The 16,450-nt window shown below is 68.9% G+C and carries 17 protein-coding genes; 13 read left to right on the top strand and 4 right to left on the bottom strand.

Going from position 1 to position 16,450, the window contains the following annotated elements; genetic code table 11:
- The first annotated feature begins 40 nt into the window (after positions 1 to 40).
- The 5 genes from aat to Q8O26_RS08515 all read left to right on the top strand — a co-directional run bounded on the left by aat (position 41) and on the right by Q8O26_RS08515 (position 3,023).
- Entirely contained in the window at positions 41 to 712 is a 672-nt protein-coding gene (aat, locus tag Q8O26_RS08535) for a leucyl/phenylalanyl-tRNA--protein transferase (RefSeq protein ID WP_305575077.1), read from the top strand.
- Positions 709 to 1,182: a GNAT family N-acetyltransferase gene (locus Q8O26_RS08530; protein ID WP_305575076.1), complete on the top strand. Its 474-nt coding sequence runs from the start codon at positions 709 to 711 to the stop codon at positions 1,180 to 1,182. Before aat ends, Q8O26_RS08530 begins: the two co-directional genes overlap by 4 nt.
- Positions 1,183 to 1,596: 414 nt before the next feature.
- Positions 1,597 to 2,244, top strand: coding sequence for an AzlC family ABC transporter permease (locus tag Q8O26_RS08525; RefSeq protein ID WP_305575075.1), 648 nt, complete (start codon positions 1,597 to 1,599; stop codon positions 2,242 to 2,244).
- Positions 2,231 to 2,545: an AzlD family protein gene (locus tag Q8O26_RS08520; RefSeq protein ID WP_305575074.1), complete on the top strand. Its 315-nt coding sequence runs from the start codon at positions 2,231 to 2,233 to the stop codon at positions 2,543 to 2,545. Before Q8O26_RS08525 ends, Q8O26_RS08520 begins: the two co-directional genes overlap by 14 nt.
- Before the next feature lie 82 nt (positions 2,546 to 2,627).
- On the top strand, positions 2,628 to 3,023 hold the full coding sequence (locus Q8O26_RS08515; protein ID WP_305575073.1) for a hypothetical protein: 396 nt from the start codon (positions 2,628 to 2,630) through the stop codon (positions 3,021 to 3,023).
- 3 nt (positions 3,024 to 3,026) lie between these two features.
- Here the strand turns inward: Q8O26_RS08515 and hisG are convergent, their stop codons facing one another.
- From hisG to Q8O26_RS08500, 3 genes are all read right to left on the bottom strand, one after another.
- Positions 3,027 to 4,004, bottom strand: coding sequence for an ATP phosphoribosyltransferase (gene hisG / locus Q8O26_RS08510; RefSeq protein ID WP_305575072.1), 978 nt, complete (start codon positions 4,002 to 4,004; stop codon positions 3,027 to 3,029).
- Positions 4,001 to 5,137, bottom strand: a complete 1,137-nt coding sequence (locus tag Q8O26_RS08505; protein WP_305575071.1) for an ATP phosphoribosyltransferase regulatory subunit — start codon at positions 5,135 to 5,137, stop codon at positions 4,001 to 4,003. The genes hisG and Q8O26_RS08505 overlap by 4 nt, the downstream gene beginning before the upstream one ends.
- An 84-nt stretch (positions 5,138 to 5,221) precedes the next feature.
- On the bottom strand, positions 5,222 to 6,088 hold the full coding sequence (locus tag Q8O26_RS08500) for a LysR family transcriptional regulator (protein ID WP_371134505.1): 867 nt from the start codon (positions 6,086 to 6,088) through the stop codon (positions 5,222 to 5,224).
- 197 nt (positions 6,089 to 6,285) lie between these two features.
- On the opposite strand from Q8O26_RS08500, the gene Q8O26_RS08495 reads away from it, so the two are divergent.
- The 3 genes from Q8O26_RS08495 (at position 6,286) to Q8O26_RS08485 (ending at position 10,563) form a co-directional block, all read left to right on the top strand.
- Positions 6,286 to 7,737 carry an FAD-linked oxidase C-terminal domain-containing protein gene (locus Q8O26_RS08495; protein WP_305575069.1) on the top strand — a complete coding sequence of 484 codons (1,452 nt, stop codon included), beginning with the start codon at positions 6,286 to 6,288 and terminating at the stop codon, positions 7,735 to 7,737.
- 214 nt (positions 7,738 to 7,951) lie between these two features.
- Entirely contained in the window at positions 7,952 to 9,130 is a 1,179-nt protein-coding gene (locus Q8O26_RS08490) for an FAD-binding protein (RefSeq protein ID WP_305575068.1), read from the top strand.
- A gap of 5 nt (positions 9,131 to 9,135) precedes the next feature.
- On the top strand, positions 9,136 to 10,563 hold the full coding sequence (locus tag Q8O26_RS08485; RefSeq protein ID WP_305575067.1) for a heterodisulfide reductase-related iron-sulfur binding cluster: 1,428 nt from the start codon (positions 9,136 to 9,138) through the stop codon (positions 10,561 to 10,563).
- A 19-nt stretch (positions 10,564 to 10,582) separates the two neighbouring features.
- Here Q8O26_RS08485 and Q8O26_RS08480 read toward each other — a convergent pair whose 3' ends face one another.
- Positions 10,583 to 11,560 carry a hypothetical protein gene (locus tag Q8O26_RS08480; protein WP_305575066.1) on the bottom strand — a complete coding sequence of 326 codons (978 nt, stop codon included), beginning with the start codon at positions 11,558 to 11,560 and terminating at the stop codon, positions 10,583 to 10,585.
- A gap of 186 nt (positions 11,561 to 11,746) precedes the next feature.
- Between Q8O26_RS08480 and aceB the strand changes: the two genes are divergently transcribed.
- From aceB to Q8O26_RS08455, 5 genes are all read left to right on the top strand, one after another.
- Positions 11,747 to 13,333, top strand: coding sequence for a malate synthase A (gene aceB / locus Q8O26_RS08475; protein WP_305575065.1), 1,587 nt, complete (start codon positions 11,747 to 11,749; stop codon positions 13,331 to 13,333).
- 220 nt (positions 13,334 to 13,553) lie between these two features.
- Positions 13,554 to 14,435 carry a TorF family putative porin gene (locus tag Q8O26_RS08470; RefSeq protein ID WP_305575064.1) on the top strand — a complete coding sequence of 294 codons (882 nt, stop codon included), beginning with the start codon at positions 13,554 to 13,556 and terminating at the stop codon, positions 14,433 to 14,435.
- A 250-nt stretch (positions 14,436 to 14,685) separates the two neighbouring features.
- Entirely contained in the window at positions 14,686 to 15,558 is an 873-nt protein-coding gene (locus tag Q8O26_RS08465) for a DUF2076 domain-containing protein (protein ID WP_305575063.1), read from the top strand.
- 137 nt (positions 15,559 to 15,695) lie between these two features.
- Complete coding sequence (locus tag Q8O26_RS08460; protein WP_305575185.1) at positions 15,696 to 16,103, top strand: NADH:ubiquinone oxidoreductase subunit NDUFA12; 408 nt, start codon at positions 15,696 to 15,698, stop codon at positions 16,101 to 16,103.
- Positions 16,104 to 16,238: 135 nt separating this feature from the next.
- A partial coding sequence (locus Q8O26_RS08455; protein ID WP_371134499.1) for a hypothetical protein occupies positions 16,239 to 16,450 on the top strand: 212 nt, incomplete at its 3' end.

The raw sequence follows: 16,450 nt of genomic DNA, 5'->3' as shown, positions 1-16,450 counted from the left end.
CCGACTGGCCGCAACCGCGCCCCGGCGCTAGTCTCGCACCATGACCCGTCACGGCGACGACCTCGACCAGACCATCACGCCGGAGGTGCTGCTCAAGGCCTATGCCTGCGGCATCTTCCCGATGGCGGAAAGCGCCGACGATCCCGGCCTCTACTGGGTGGAACCGGAGCGGCGCGGCATCATTCCGCTGGACGGGCTCACCGTCTCCTCGCGGCTGGCGCGCACGGTCAAGTCGGGCCGGTTCGAGATCCGCCTCGACCATGATTTCGAGGCGGTCATCGCGGCCTGCGCCGCGCCTGCCGATGGGCGCGACCAGACCTGGATCAATGCCCGCATCCGCCGCCTCTACGGCGCGCTCTACCAGATGGGCCATTGCCACACGGTGGAAGTCTGGCGCGAGGACCGGCTGGTCGGCGGCCTCTATGGCGTCAGCCTCGGCGGCGCCTTCTTCGGCGAGAGCATGTTTCACCGCGAGACCGACGCATCGAAGGTGGCGCTAGTCCATCTGGTGGCGCGCCTCACCGCCGACGGGTTCCGCCTGCTCGACACCCAGTTCGTGACGCCGCATCTGGCGACGCTCGGCGCCGTCGAGGTGCCGCGCAACCGCTATCAGCGCCTGCTGGCGGCCGCCGTGCCGCTGCAGGCGCGGTTCACCGCGACAGCGCTCGATCCCCTCACCGCCCTGGACCTCGTCAGACCCTCGAGCACATGATTCTCCGCCCCGCCACCGATGCCGACGGCCCGGCCCTCGCCGCGCTGATCGCCGCCACCTTCGCCGAGTATCCGGGCTGTCTCTTCATCGACGAGGAGTTCTCAGAACTGAAGGCCCCCGCCAGCCATTATGAGCGACAGGGCGGCCGCCTGGTCGTCGCCGAGAGCGCGGGCCGCATCGTCGGCTCGCTCGCCGCGGTGATGACGGGGCACGCCGGACGGGGCGAGTTGTTCAAGGTCTATGCGAGCGCGGACCGGCGCGGCTCGGGCCTCGCGCAGGCGCTCTATGGGGAAGGCGAGGCGCTTCTCCGGCAGCGCGGCGCCGACACGATCATTCTGTGGAGCGACACACGCTTTCTGCGCGGCCACCGCTTCTACGAGAAGCTGGGCTTCGTGCCGGAACCGGTGGAGCGCTACCTCGCAGATGCCAGCGCCAGCTGGGAATTCTGCTTCCGCAAGCGCCTGAATTGAGCGCCCCGCGTCGTGCGGATGCGGCTGTCAAGAAAGGCCCCACCCTTACCCTCCCCGCTGCGCGGAGAGGGGGACTACTGCCTCGCGCCTCTCAACCGGGCTTTGCGCCAGGCACGACCGGGACGAGACTGCGGGACGTCGTTGTGCCCCTCTCCGCGCAGCGGGGAGGGTAAGGGTGGGGCAAACCTGAACGTCGCGATCTTGCCGAAACCGGGCCCGATGGCGCAGTGGCTCCCGTTCCACCCCTGCGATGCGGGAAGCCCCGCCCTGCGCCGGACGGACTGGACCACCCGGCCGCGGAACAGGACAAAGGCCCGAGAACCCGAAGGCACAATGCACCCGCCCGATCCAGCCTCTCCCGACCGTCCCGTCCCCTGCACCCTGGCCGGCATGGTCGAAGGCGCTCGGCTGAGCATGCCGATGCTGCCGGGCGTGCTGGTCTTCGCCGCGGCGGTCGGCGCCGCCTCCGCCGAGAAGGGACTGACGCTCGGGCAGGCGGTGCTGATGAGCTTCTCGGTCTATGCGGGCGCCTCCCAGCTCCTCGCGCTGCAGCTCTGGCCGGAAATCTTCTCGCTCTCCGCCATCGTCGCGCTCGTGGTGGTGACGACGGCGGTGAATTTGCGGTTCCTGCTGATGGGGGCGGCACTGCAGCCCTGGCTGTCGAGTGGGCCGCCGGCGCCTATCCATCTCGGCCTCGCCGGCCTGACGGACGCCAATTTCGTCATCGGCTCGCGCTACCATGCGGGAGGCGGACAGGATGCCGGCGTCTTCGTCGGCGCCGGTCTCTTCATGTGGATCGTCTGGACGCTGGCGACCATTCCTGGCCACGCCCTCGGCCACCTTCTGACTGACCCGAAGCGCTTCGCCATCGACATGGTCATGCCGCTGACCTTCACGGTGATGTCGGTCGGCCTTTTCCGGATGAGGCGCGACCGGCTGGCCTGGCCGGTGGCGGGCGCCGTCGCGGTGGTCACGGCACAGCTCGTCGAGGGCTTCTGGTTCATCATCGCCGGCGCCATCGCCGGCTCGCTGGCCGCCGGAGTGTTCCGTGACCGCGGCTGACTGGACCGGCCCGGTAGCGGCGATCCTCGCCATGGCGGCGGCCACCTACATGGTGCGTTTCGCCGGATACTGGATCATGAGCCGGGTGCCGCTGACGCCGTTCCTGCGCGCCGCGCTCGAGGCACTGCCCGGCGCTATCATCGTCGCCACCGTCGTGCCGCTGGCGATGCGCGGCGGCCTCTCCGCCTGGATCGGCGTCGCGGTGGCGGCGGCGACCATGCTGGCGGTGCGCAAGGACATCGCGGCGATGGCCGCCGGCATGGGTGCAGTCATGGCCGCGCGGGCCATAGGCCTGCCCTGAGCACCGGCGAGTTGACCCCGATCAAGGCGGGGCGGCGGGTCCGGGCGCATCAAGGATAACTCACAGTCAGAGGTATCGACGCATGACGACACTCCCCCGAGGCTTTCACCGCATCCGCCTCAACATGGCGCGCTCGCCGGGCTATCCCGAGGGCTCGAAGCTGCACGGCTATGAATTCGTCGCGCCGCTGACGGCGGAGGGCTTCATCGACGCGGAAGCGTGGAAGGAGCACCGCGCGCTCTGCAAGGTGCACCGCTTCTGGCAGGGCGAGGCCGACCAGCACGGCCAGCTCATCCACAAGGCGGGCGGCGCCAAGGGCGCGACCTGGACCTTCGACTATGACCCGACGGCCGAGGACGACGACGAGGCCGGCTTCCGCTTCGGTGACCACGCCTTCCAGATCGGGGAATATGTCTCCATCCGCGACGAGGACGGCGACCTCAAGACCTTCGTCGTCACCTCGACGAATGCGGTCTGAGCCTCAGGCCAGCGCGGCGACCAGCGTCTCGTAGAGCGGGTTGTCGCGCGAGAAGACATAGTCGAGCTCGGTGACGGAGACGGTCTCCGCGCCCTTCTCCCGCAGGAAGCGGGCGAGCGCGAAGAGCGCGGCCGGCGGGCAATGCAGCGTCAGCATGCCGGAAGATGTCGGGCCGCCGAAGGGCGCCTCGGCGCCGAAGCGCGCCCGCGCCTCGTCCACCAGTGCCATGTCGGCCGCCGCGAAACGGGTGCGGACTTCCCGGACCTTGCGGGCGCGCGCCTGCGAGGCGATGCGGTCGAGCATGTCGCGCGCGGAGGCGAGCGCGCCTGCGCTCCAGGGCGCCGTCCGCGACGCCACGAGATGGGCCTCCGACTTCATGATGATGCCGTCGTCCAGCACCTTCAGCGCATTGGCGGCGAGCGTCGCGCCGGTCGTGGTGATGTCGACGACGAGTTCGGCGGCGCCGGCCGCCGGGGCGCCCTCGGTCGCCCCAGCCGATTCCACGATGCGGTAGTCGGCGATGCCGTGGCGGTCGAAGAAGGCGCGCGTCAGATTCAGGTACTTGGTGGCGACGCGCATGCGCGAGCGGTGGCGGGCGCGGTACTGGCTGGCGACATCGTCGAGATCGGCCATGGTCGCGACGTCGATCCAGGCCTGCGGCACGGCGACGACCACGTCCGCGCGCGAGAAGCCAAGGGGCGTGAGCGAGACGAGGCGGTCTTCCGGCTCGGGCGTCGCCTCGTGCATGAGGTCGAGGCCGGTGAGACCGAGATGCACGGTGCCGCCGGCCAGTTCGCGGGCGATGTCGGAGGCCGAGAGGAAAGCGACCTCGACCTGTTCGAGGCCCGGGATCGTGCCGCGATAGTCGCGGGCGCCGCGGCCCTGCACCGGCTTCAGCCCGGCACGTTCCAGGAACCCCTGCGCCGATTCGAGGATGCGGCCCTTGGAGGGAATGGCGAAGACGAGCGGCGTGTCGGTCATGCGCGGCCTCCCGCCACGGCGAGGCGCTCGACCCAGAAGGCGCAGCCGACCGCCGGCACCTTGATGTCGAGACCCATCTTGGCGGTCATCATGTCGGTGAGCCGGTCGTAGCGGCCGCCACCGACGAGCGGGCGGGCCTCGCGTCCGGAGCCGTCGTGAACCTCGAAGACCAGGCCGGTGTAGTAGTCGACGTCGCGGCCGAAGCGGGTGGAGAAGCGCGCGGTCGACAGGTCGACCCCGGCGGCAGCGAGCAGCGCGTTGCGGCGGGCCAGCCGGTCGATGGCCGGGCCCATGGCGAGGCCGGAGGCCGTCGCGAGATCGCGGATCGCGGCCTCGGCGGTGAGGGCATCGGTATCGATGGCGAGCAGCTTCTCGACGACCGCGACCTTGTCCGGGCTGAGGCCGCCCGTGCCCAGCGCCGCCTGTTCGAGAAAGCGCTCGGCGACGTCGGCGGCGGAGCGGCCGCCGACTGTGGTGATACCGGCGATGGACAGGAGGTCGGCGACGAGGGCGCGGGCCGCCTTCGGATCGGAGCCTTCGAGCGCGGCCAGGAGGCCGGTATGGGTGGAACCGTTGCGGGCCGGCTCGGCAAGGCGCTTCAGGTCGCCCTCCAGCATGCCGGAACGCCGGAAGTCCTTGGCGAGGCGCCGGCGCCAGGCGGGCGGCAGGCCGAGGGCGGCGACCAGCGCCATGAAGATGCCGACATCGCCGATGGCGAGGGTGAGCGGACCGTCCGTGTAGAGGCGGGCGCCCTTCAGGGCGAGGGCCACGACCTCGGCCTCCGCCGCCTCATGGTCGGAACGGCCGAGAAGCTCGATGCCGGCCTGGTTGAATTCGCCCGTCATGCCGGGGCGATGCCGGAAGACCGGCCCGAGATAGGAATAGGCGGCGGCTTCGCCGGCCCGCGGTCCCTCGAGATGGGCCTGGACGACGGGGATCGTGTAATCGGGCCGGAGGCAGAGCTCCTGGCCTTCCGCGTCGCTGGTGAGGAAGAGCCGGCGGGCGAGCGCCTCGCCGACGAGGTCGCGCACCAGATCGGCAGCGATCAGCAGCGGCGGTTCGGCACGCGCGAAGCCGGCCGCGGTCAGCAGGCCCGCGAGGCGGAGATCGAGATCGGACAGGGCGCGCGTCATGCGATGTTCCGGGTGAATGGCCGTCGGTCAGATCAAACGCTGCAGACCGGACAGCGCGCCCGCCTGGGCCTTACCGCCAAGCCTCTAGCCTTCCCGAGGCGCGAGGTCGAGCCCCTGGTCCCAATAGGGCACCGGGCCGTAGAGCGCCGCCAGCCAGTCGACGAAGACCCTGACCTTCTGCGGCAGGAACCGGCGCGTCGGGTAGACAGCATGGACCGCGACCCGGCGCGAGGCGCGCCACGGCGGCAGCACGACCTCCAGCCGACCATCCTTCAGCTCCGGTCCGACATCCCAGGTGGAGCGCAGGGCGATGCCGATGCCGGCCAGCACCGCCTCGCGGACGACCTCGGAGGAATTGGTGCGCAGCGGCCCGTGCAGCCGCACCACCTGCAGCCCGTCCGGACCCTCCAGCCGCCATGTATCGGTATTGTGGGCCAGCAGCGCGTGATCGGCGAGTTCGGCGAGGCTCGTCGGCCGGCCGCGCGCCGCGAGATAACCGGGTGTCGCCACCAACAGGCGGTGATTGGGGGCGAGGCGCCTGGCGACAAAGGACGAATCGTCGAGTTCGCCGATGCGGATGGCGACGTCGTAGCCCTCGGCGACGATGTCGACGAAACTGTCGGAGAGCTCGAGATGGACGACGAGATCTGGATTGGCTCCGAGGAAGGCACGAAGATGTGGTGCGATGTGCAGCCGGCCGAAGGAGGTGGGCGCCGAGACGCGGAGCGTGCCGCGGGCGAGATTCGAACGGCGGGTGACGAAGGTCTCGGCCTCGTCGATCGAGGCGAGGATGGCGACGACGCGCTCGTAATAGCCCTGCCCGGCTTCGGTGAGGGACAATTGCCGCGTGGTGCGCTGGAGCAGACGCGTGCCGAGCCGCTCCTCCAGCCGCTTGATGCGCTTGGAAATGACGGCCGGCGACAGGCCCATCTCGCGGCCGGCGGCAGACATGCTGCCGGCGGTGACGACGCGGGCGAAGACCTCCAGATCGGCGAGTGGCGTCAAAAGAGCCCCCCTATTCTCTCCTGCAGGGAAACAATCTTGACCTGTTCCGCACCATTCCGCCAGAGGGGATCCAGCGTATAGTCATGTGAAATCGATCCAGCCGGGAGGGTCTCAAGGCCCGAAACCGGAAGAGGGAGGACACCATGGCCATCGCCTTTCCCGCGCCGCGTGCCGACGTGCTGGCCAAGCGCGACCGCGTCGTCGCCGCGCTCAGGGCCATCGCGCCCGGCGAGGGCGTGATCACCGAGGAGAAGGAGCGTCGCGCCTTCGAGACCGATGCGCTGACCTCCTACCGCAAGCTCCCCATGGTCGTCGTCCTGCCGGAGACGACGGAACAGGTCGCGGCGATCATGGCCTTCTGCCACGCCGAGGGCGTGCCGGTGGTGGCGCGCGGTGCCGGCACGTCGCTGTGCGGCGGCTCGATCCCGCAGGAGGATGCGGTGGTCCTCGGCGTCGCCAAGATGAACCGGGTGCTCGACGTCAATTTCGCCGACAGGACCATGCGGGTGGAGGCGGGCATAACCAACCTCGCCATTTCCGGCGAGGTCGCCCATGCCGGCTTCTTCTATGCACCCGACCCGTCGAGCCAGCTCGCCTGCACCATCGCCGGCAATGTGGCGATGAATTCCGGCGGCGCGCACTGCCTGAAATACGGCGTCACCGCCAACAACATCCTCGGCCTGAAGCTGGTCACGGTGGAGGGCGAGATCGTCGAGATCGGCGGCGGGGCCCTCGACTCGCCCGGCTATGACCTGATCGGGCTGCTGGTCGGCTCCGAGGGCCAGCTCGGCGTCGTCACCGAGGTGACGGTGCGGATCCTCAAGCAGGCGGAGGGCGCGCGTCCCGTGCTGTTCGGCTTCCGCGAGATCGCCCAGGCCGGGCAGACCGTGTCGGACATCATCGGCGCCGGCATCATCCCCGTCGCCATCGAATACATGGACCGCGAGGCGATCCATATCTGCGAAGCCTTCGCCAAGGCCGGCTATCCCCTCGACGTCGAGGCCATGCTGATCATCGAGGTCGAGGGCTCGGAGGCCGAGATGGAGGCCATGCTGGCGCGCATCGTCGACATCGCCAGGCGACACGACGTGGCAACGGTGAAGGAATCGAAATCGGCGATGGAGACGGCGGCCATCTGGAAGGGCCGCAAGTCCGCCTTTGGCGCCACCGGCCGCGTCGCCGACTATATCTGCATGGACGGAACGATCCCGACCGGCCGCCTGCCGGACGTGCTGGAGGGCATCGACCGCATCGTCAAGGGCTATGGTCTCAGGGTCGCCAACGTCTTCCATGCCGGCGACGGTAACCTGCATCCGCTGGTGATGTTCAACGTCAACGATCCGGCCGAGCAGGTGAAGGCCGAACATGCCGGCGAGGACATTCTCAGGCTCTGCGTGCAACTCGGCGGCTGCCTGACCGGCGAGCACGGCGTTGGCATCGAGAAGCGCGACCTGATGCGGGAGCAGTTCACCGAGGTCGACCTCCTGCAGCAGACGCGGATCAAGACCGCCCTCGACCCGAAATGGATCCTCAACCCGGCCAAGGTGTTTCCGCTGGACGCGCCGCGGGACGAAGCCCCACGCGAGGCGGCATGATGGACCATTTGGAGCCCGTCGATGCATCCGGCGAAATGCCCCACCCGCACCCTCCTCGCTGCGCGGAGAGGGGGACTATGGCGTCGCGCCTCCAGCCGGGGACGGCTGCGCCGGGCACAATCCTTATGATGACGCGGGACGTCGAAGTCCCCCTCTCCTCGCGCCAGCGAGGGGAGGGTACGGGTGGGGCCTTCTGGTACGGATCAACAACGGCATGACCCTCCACACCCCCTCCTCTCCCGCGGACCTCGCGGCTGTCGTCGCCGAGGCGAGGCGCGCCGGAACGCCGCTCGCAGTCGCGGGCGGGGGAACCCGCTCGGGCCTCGGCCGGCCGGTCCAGGCGGCTGCAACGGTCTCCACGGCGAAGCTCTCCGGCATCACGCTCTACGAGCCGGCCGAACTCGTCATCGCCGCAAAGGCCGGCACGCCGCTGCGGGAAGTGACGGAGGCGCTGGCGGCCAGGGGGCAGCGCCTGCCCTTCGAGCCGATGGACCACCGCGCGCTATACGGGACGACCGGCGAGCCGACGGTCGGCGGCGTCGCTGCGGCCAATGTCTCCGGGCCTGCACGGATCAATCTCGGCGCCGCCCGCGATTCGATGATCGGACTGAAATTCGTCAACGGCCTGGCCGAGGACGTGAAGTCCGGTGGTCGGGTAATGAAGAACGTCACCGGCCTTGATCTCGTCAAGGCGCTGGCCGGCTCCTTCGGCACGCTCGCCGTCTTCCACGAGGTCTGTTTCAAGGTGCTGCCTGTCGCCGAGGGTGAGCGGACGCTGGTCGTCGCCGGTCTGTCCATTCCACGGGCCGTGGAAGCCTTGTCGGCGGCGCTCGGCTCCCCCTTCGAGCCGACCGGGGCGGCGCACCTGCCCGCTACCGCTGGAGAGGCAGCGCGAACCCTCATCCGGATCGAGGGTTTCGCCGCCTCCCTCACCTATCGCACCGAAGCCCTGTCGCGGCTGCTGGCGCCCTTCGGGACGGTCGAGACCATGGCGGCCGGCGTCTCGGCCGCCGTATGGGCCGAGATCCGCGACGCGGCTCTGTTCGCAGCGACGGACGAGGCCGTCTGGCGCCTCTCGGTGCCGCCCTCGGCCGCACCGGCCCTGGCCGAGAGGCTGGCACCCCTGTCTCCCCGCCTCGTCTTCGACTGGGGCGGTGGCCTTATCTGGGCAGGCGTCCCGGCCGCGGGCGATGCGGGCGCGAAGGCCGTCCATGCCGCCACCAAGGCCGCAGGCGGCCATGCCACGCTGGTACGGGCGCCGGACGCTGTTCGCGGCGCGGTGGACGTTTTTTCGCCGCCCGCCGGCCCTCTCATGGCGATCCAGCGCAAGCTGAAGGCGAGTTTCGATCCGGCAGGGGTGCTCAATCCCGGCCGCATGTATCCGGGGGTTTGAGGTCCATGCAGACGAACTTCACGCCCCAGCAGCTCGCCGATCCGGCCATGGCGGCCTCGGAGAAGATCCTCCGGACCTGCGTCCATTGCGGCTTCTGCACGGCGACATGCCCGACCTATCAGTTGCTCGGCGACGAACTCGATTCCCCACGCGGGCGTATCTACCTGATGAAGGAGATGTTCGAGACCGGCCAGCCGGCGACGGCGGAGGTGGTCAAACATGTCGACCGCTGCCTGTCCTGCCTCTCGTGCATGACGACCTGTCCCTCGGGCGTCCACTACATGCACCTGGTCGACCACGCCCGGGTCCATATCGAGGCGACCTACCAGCGCCCGTGGCAGGACCGGCTGATGCGGACCGTCCTCGCCAACATCCTGCCCTATCCGAACCGCTTCCGCCTGGCGCTGGCCGGCGGCTTCCTCGCCAAGAAGGCGCTGTCGGTCGTCTCCGTGCTGCGCTGGAAGGGCCGGGCCGCGGTCGCCGTGTCGCGCAAGGCGGTCGGACCGATCTCCGAGCGCGTCGGCATCCTGAAGCGGACGCGGGCGATGATCGGCCTCGCCCCGGACCGGCTCCCCGCCCGCTCGCATCTCGACCGCGGCGGCGTGCACGCGCCAGAGGGTTCGAAGCGCGGCCGCGTCGTGCTGCTGCAGGGCTGCGCCCAGCCGGTGCTGCAGCCCTCGATCAACGAGGCGACGGTGCGTCTGCTGACCCGCCTCGGTGTCGAGGTGGTCTTCGCCAGGGGCGAGGGCTGCTGCGGCGCGCTGGTCCATCACATGGGCCGGGAGGACCAGAGCCACGACCAGGCCAAACGCACCATCGACGCCTGGATTGCCGAGATGGATGGCGAGGGCCTCGACGCCATCGTCATCACCGCGTCGGGCTGCGGCACGACGATCAAGGATTACGGCTTCATGTTCCGCGACGACCCCGCCTATGCGGAGAAGGCGGCGCGTGTGTCGGCGATGGCGAAGGACGTCACCGAATATCTGACGGCCCTCGGCCTGCCCGCCGCGGCGCCGAACGGTCTCGTCGTGACCTACCATTCCGCCTGCTCGATGCAGCACGGCCAGCAGATCAAGGATGCGCCGAAAAACCTGCTCAAGGCCGCCGGCTTCACCGTGAAGGAGCCGCCGGAGGGACACCTGTGCTGCGGATCGGCCGGCGTCTACAACATCATGCAGCCGGAGATCGCCGAGCGGCTGCGCGACCGCAAGATCGCCAATCTCGACAAGACACGGCCGGACATGATCGCCGCCGGCAATATCGGCTGCATCACCCAGATCGGCAACGGCTATGCCGAGCGGGGCGGCGGCGTTCCGATCGTCCATACGGTCGAGCTTCTCGACTGGGCGACGGGCGGGCCGGTCCCTGATGTGCTTGAGGCGGCCGGTTACGCGCCGCGCCCGACCCGGGCCCTCGACGCCGCGGAATAGAAGGCGGTTGCGGCAGCGGTCACGCTGTGGCGGAGGCCTGGTCGGAGCGGTGGAGCGGGCCGAGGCCGTAGCGTGCCAAAACCTCGGCGAGATCGGCCTCGGTCACGGCGCCATCGGCCAGCGCGAGGGCGCGGTCGCCGATCAGTGCCCATTTGTCGAAGGGCACCAGTCGCATCAGCGAGGCGCGCAAGCGCGGCATGGTTGCGGCGAGCTCGGCGATGGTGATGACCTCGCGGCGGCGGTGGAAGTCGCGCTGCTTCTTCGCGAAGCGGCGGTTGGCGCCGCCGGATATCTCGTAATTGGCGAAGCCGAGGCCCGCTTTGAGAAATTTCAGGTGCCAGTAGGCGAAGCCGACGAAGACACGGCGAAAGTGGTACTTGCGGAAGTCCTCATAGCGGCGGTCATGGACGAAATAGGCGTCCGGGGTCACGGGGAAGAAGCCGTGGTCGCCATTGCCCGCCAGCGGCGTCGCGGCGAAGACGCCGACCCGCCCCTGGTCGTCCCGCGCCAGGTTGATCCCGGAAAAGCAGGCCATGCGTCCCGGCGCCAGCCCGTCCCGATGGACGTCCGCCGCCATGCGCGCGAAGGCAGCGTCCATGGCGACGTGATCGTCGTCGATCTTGAAGGCGACCTGGCGGGTGGTGCAGGCGAGGGCGAAATTCGAGTAATTGACGACGCTGTGCGGCGAATCCGCGGGCTCGGCGATATGCTCGTCGGAGCCGGGCGGAAAGACCCGCGGCAGGTAATGGACGATCTTCAGCTTCTCCGGCCCGAGCTCGTCCTGCAGTCCCGCGAGGATCGCCTCGGTTCCGTCGGTGCACTGGTTGTAGACGACGACGATCTCGTCGACATAGGCGGCATGGCTGCGAATGGCTGCGGCCACGAAATCGGCCCCGTTCCGCGTCCGGACGAAGCCGGAGATGCCCGGCCGCCGCTCACCGACCCGCAGAGCGGCGGGCGTGAAGGAATAGGTCTCTGCGCGCGTGATCTCGGCCATATCATCCGCGGTACGGAATTGCTGCCCGTCGCCATAGCGCCTGCGGTCGACAAAATCCAGACGATGCCCCGGCGGCGGGATTTTATCCGAAAATGGAATAAGTCTTCATCACCCTCGTCCATTTCGGAACAGACGGCGTTGCGCTAGAGTGATCTCACAGAATGCGGCTCCTGGAGGAAACAGGCCATGACCACGACCGGCGTCACCATCAAGGGGGCCATGGGCCCGCGCTATGACGAGATCCTCAGCCCGGAGGCCGTGGCCTTCGTGGTCGACCTCCAGCGCACGTTCAACGAGACGCGCAAGCGCCTGCTGAAACTGCGCGCCGAACGGCAGAAGCAGTTCGACGCCGGCGCCCTTCCCGACTTCCTGCCGGAGACCAAGCATATCCGTGACGGCGCCTGGAGCGTCGCGCCGATCCCCGCCGATCTGCAGGACCGCCGTGTCGAGATCACCGGCCCGGTCGACCGCAAGATGGTCATCAACGCGCTGAACTGCGGCGCCAAGTGCTTCATGGCCGATTTCGAGGACGCCAATTCGCCGACCTGGTCCAACCAGATCGAGGGCCAGATCAACCTCAGGGATCGCTGGGCCGGCACGCTCGCCTTCACCGACCCGAACAGCGGCAAGTCCTATGCGATGAAGGACAAGGTCGCCGTCATCATTCCGCGGCCGCGCGGCTGGCACCTGCCGGAAGTTCACATGCATGTCGACGGCGAGGAGATGTCGGGTTCGCTGTTCGACTTCGGTCTCTACCTCTTCCACAACGCCAAGGCGGCGCTGGCCCAGGGCTCGGGCCCCTATTTCTATCTGCCGAAGATGGAGAGCCATCTCGAGGCGCGGCTGTGGAACGATGTCTTCGTCCATGCCCAGGACAAGCTCGGCATCCCCAAGGGCACGATCAAGGCGACCGTGCTGATCGAGACGCTGCCGGCGGCCTTCGAGATGGACGAGATCCTGTTCGAACTGAAGGACCACATGGCCGGCCTCAATGCCGGGCGCTGGGACTACATCTTCTCCTTCATCAAGAAGCTCGCGCGGAACCAGAGCTACGTGCTGCCCGACCGTGGCCAGGTGGTGATGAGCAAGGCCTTCCTGAAGGCCTATGCCGAACTCCTGGTGAAGACCTGCCACAAGCGCGGCGCCTTCGCGATGGGTGGCATGGCGGCGCAGATCCCGATCAAGAACAATCCGGACGCCAATGCCGCCGCCTTCGCCAAGGTGAAGGCCGACAAGGAGCGCGAGGCGACCATCGGCCATGACGGCACCTGGGTCGCCCACCCGGACCTCGTGCCGGTGGCGATGGAAGCCTTCGACCGGCTGATGCCGACGCCGAATCAGGTGGCGCGCCAGCGCGACGACGTCGTGGTCGGCCAGAAGGACCTGCTGGCGGTTCACGAGGGCACGCGGAACGAGGCCGGGTACCGCGAGAACATCCGCGTCGGCGTCCAGTACATCGAGGCCTGGCTGCGCGGCCGCGGCGCCGTGCCGATCTACAACCTGATGGAGGATGCGGCGACCGCCGAGATCTCGCGGGCGCAGATCTGGCAGTGGACGACCTATGGCGTGGCGCTGGAAGGCGGCATCGCCTGCACGCCGGCCTTCTTCGACAAGGCGCTGAAGGAGGAGATGGAGGTGGTGAAGGCCGAGGTCGGAGCGGAGGCTTTCGAGAAGGGCCGATTCGCCGAGGCCATCGCTCTCTTCGCCAAGCTGTCGCTGGCGCCGGACTTCGAGGAGTTCCTCACTCTTCCGGCCTATCGCATGCTCGCCTGAGCGACGAATCGGCGGCGATGGTCAAATTGGTTAACAAACCCCCTGTGGCCGCCGTGCCACAGGGGGTTTTCATTGGAATCGTTTGCATTCTCTTTGGGCATTTTGCCGGCGTCTGCCCGGTTTTTTGCCTTGTCGCACCCGGCCCGCATGTGGCGTCATTGTGTCGTTCATGTGGTGATTTGGGTTGGCGGCCTGCGCCGACCGCAGTCAGGAGACGCAGATGTTCCGCAAAACGATGCTGACGGGCCTTCTTGCCGCGACCCTGGGAAGCCAGGCTTTTGCCGCCGACGTCGCCACACCGGCGCCGATCGCCGCGCCGGCCCCCTGGGCCTTCGACTTCGCCTTCGGCGGCAAGGTTCTCTCGGATTACAATTTCCGCGGCATCTCGCAGTCGGCCCGTGGCCCCGCGATCAACGTCTACGGCGAGGCCCGCTACGGCTGGCTCTATGCCGGCGCCGCCTTCTGGACGACGAAGCTGCCGAACCGGCCGGTCGGCGAAGTCGACCTCTATGCCGGCATCCGGCCGGTCGTCGGCGATGCGACCTTCGACCTCGGCGTGATGTACTATCTCTATCCGAACGAGCGGCAGTTCGTGACCGCCGGCCTGGCGGCACCGGCCCTCAACGGCGTCTGGGCGCCGGCGCGGACCAACTTCGTCGAGGTCTACGGCAAGGTCGGCTACGACATCACCCCGACGGTCAATGTCGGCGCGGCCCTCTACTTCGCCCCCAACTGGCTCGGCACCGGGGCGGCCGGCACCTACGGCGAACTCAACGCCAAGGTGAAGCTGCCGAACGACTTCGCGATCTCGGGTGCGGTCGGCCACTACTGGCTCGGCACGACGACGGTGTTCGGCCCCGGCGCCGACTTCAACATCCAGGATTACGTCTACTGGAACGCCGGCGTGTCGTGGACCTACAAGGACTTCCTGACCCTGGACCTGCGCTACCACGGCACCAACCTGACCTCGCAGCAGTGCTTCGCCACCACCGGCGACTATCGCGGCGTGTTCACCGGTTCGGGCCGGTCCAACTGGTGCGGCCACAGCGTCGTCGCCAGCCTTTCGGTTGATCTCCAGTGGTCGAAGCTGCCCTACAAATAAGCCCGTCACGCCGGGCGAGGGGACGAGGCCGGGGTTCGCCCCGGCCTTTTTCGTTGGATCGGCCGCCCCCCCTGCGACTTGCCGCCACGCCCCCTCCCAGCCTCTGGCGCACGGTGCGGCCATATACCATCTTCCCGGTACCTGAAGGCTCAGGCTCTGAATCGCGACATCAGATCGCAATGAGATGATGCCAGACAGGAACCACGCGGGGGCGACCCGCCACGAACGTTCTTCCGGAGGATCTTTCCCCATGAACCAACAGGAACGCGATATCATCGCCGGACTGTTCGACCGCCTGAGATCGGCCGAGAGCCAGCAGCGCGACCCTGCGGTCGATGCCTTCATCAAGGAGCGCCTCGTCCAGCAGCCGGGCGCGATCTACGCCCTGCTGCAGACGATGTATGTCTCCGACCAGGCGCTGAACGACCTGTCCAAGCAGAACGAGACGCTGCAGGGCCAGGTGCAGTCGCTGCAGAATCAGGTCGACCAGGTGCATCAGCACCTGCAGCACGTGCAGCGGCAGGCCGAGCAGCAGCAGAGCGGCGGCTTCCTGTCGAGCATCTTCGGCTCCAAGCCGGCGGCCCCGCCGCCGATGCCGGGACGCCCGCTGAACACCGGCATGGCACCCCCGCCGCCCGGTTTCGGCCAGCCCCAGGGCGGCCCGCCCCAGGGATACGGCGCCCCGCCGCAGGGGAATTTCGGCGCTCCGCCGCAGGGTAACTTCGGCGCGCCCCAGCAGGGCGGTCCGTGGAGCCAGCCGATGGGCGGCCCGCAGGGACGTCCGATGGGCGGCCCGATGGGCGGTCCTGCCGGCGGCCCCTGGGGGCAGCAGGCCGCTCCCGCCCAGCAGGGCGGCGGTGGCGGCTTCCTCGCGACAGCCGCCACGGCGGCGGTGGGCGTGGTCGGCGGCATTCTGGCGGCCAACGCCATCTCCAGCATGATGGGCGGCGGCGCCAGCACCGCCTCCGCTTCGCCGGCCTCGACGCCTGCCGCGTCGGATGCCCAGCAGTCGGCCGAGAAGCCGGCGGCGCAGGACAGCTTCACCGGCGATGACGGCTCCGGCGGTCACGGCGGCTATGACGACTCGGCCGGCTACGACGATGGCGGCGGCGACGACTACTGACGCGCGCGACCGTCTGAACCCGGATACCCAGCGGCCGCCCCTCGGGGCGGCCGTTCTGCTTCGCCCACGGTGACTGCTGGACATTCGGGAAGGCGGGTGGCATGAACCGGTCTGATCGACAGGCGCGCGGGCAGGCGATGAAGACCTTCTTCCTCAAGTTCTTCACCTGGTGGAACAGCCAGACCTTCGGAACCCAGCTCACCATCTGGCGGGTGGGGGTTTTCGTCGGCGAGGACGAGTTCGGCAACAGGTATTACCGGTCCAGCTTCGCCAAGGATCCGGCCCTCGGGCACGAGCGGCGCTGGGTGGTCTATCAGGGCCAGGCCGAGGCCTCCGCCATTCCACCGGGCTGGTGGGGCTGGATGCACCATCGGACCGCCGAGCCGCCGACCGCCACCGCATATCAGCCGCGTCCCTGGCAGCAGCCCCATCAGCCGAACGCCACCGGGACGGCAGACGCCTATCGCCCGCCGGGCTCCACCCTCAGTGCCGGCCGCCGACCGAAGGCGACGGGCGACTACCAGGCCTGGACCCCCGGCCCGTAAGATCGCAAGCCGACCGCCGGGGCAGCATGGTTCCGCCATTTTCGCGGCCATAGTGATCGCCGGACGCCGGACCGCCCGGCATCCAGACCCGGCCCGAGCGAAAGCGGCCCGGCAACAGGGACACCAGATCAGGCCTTGGCGAACAAGATTGCGATCCTCTCCGCGCTGGCCGGTCTGGCCGTCGTCGCTCCGGCCCTGATCCCGCCTTCCGGCGGGCCGGCGCTCGCCCAGCTGCAGCTCGGCCCGCCGCCGACGACCCAGCAGCGCCCGCCGCCGCCGGGACAGACGGCACCCCCACCCCGGCCGCAGCGGCCGCCGCGGCAGGCGGCCCCCTCCGACGCGCCGCC

It is taken from the genome of Phreatobacter sp., from assembly GCF_030691135.1.
GTDB lineage: Bacteria > Pseudomonadota > Alphaproteobacteria > Rhizobiales > Phreatobacteraceae > Phreatobacter.
This window is presented reverse-complemented; position numbering and strand designations above follow the sequence as displayed.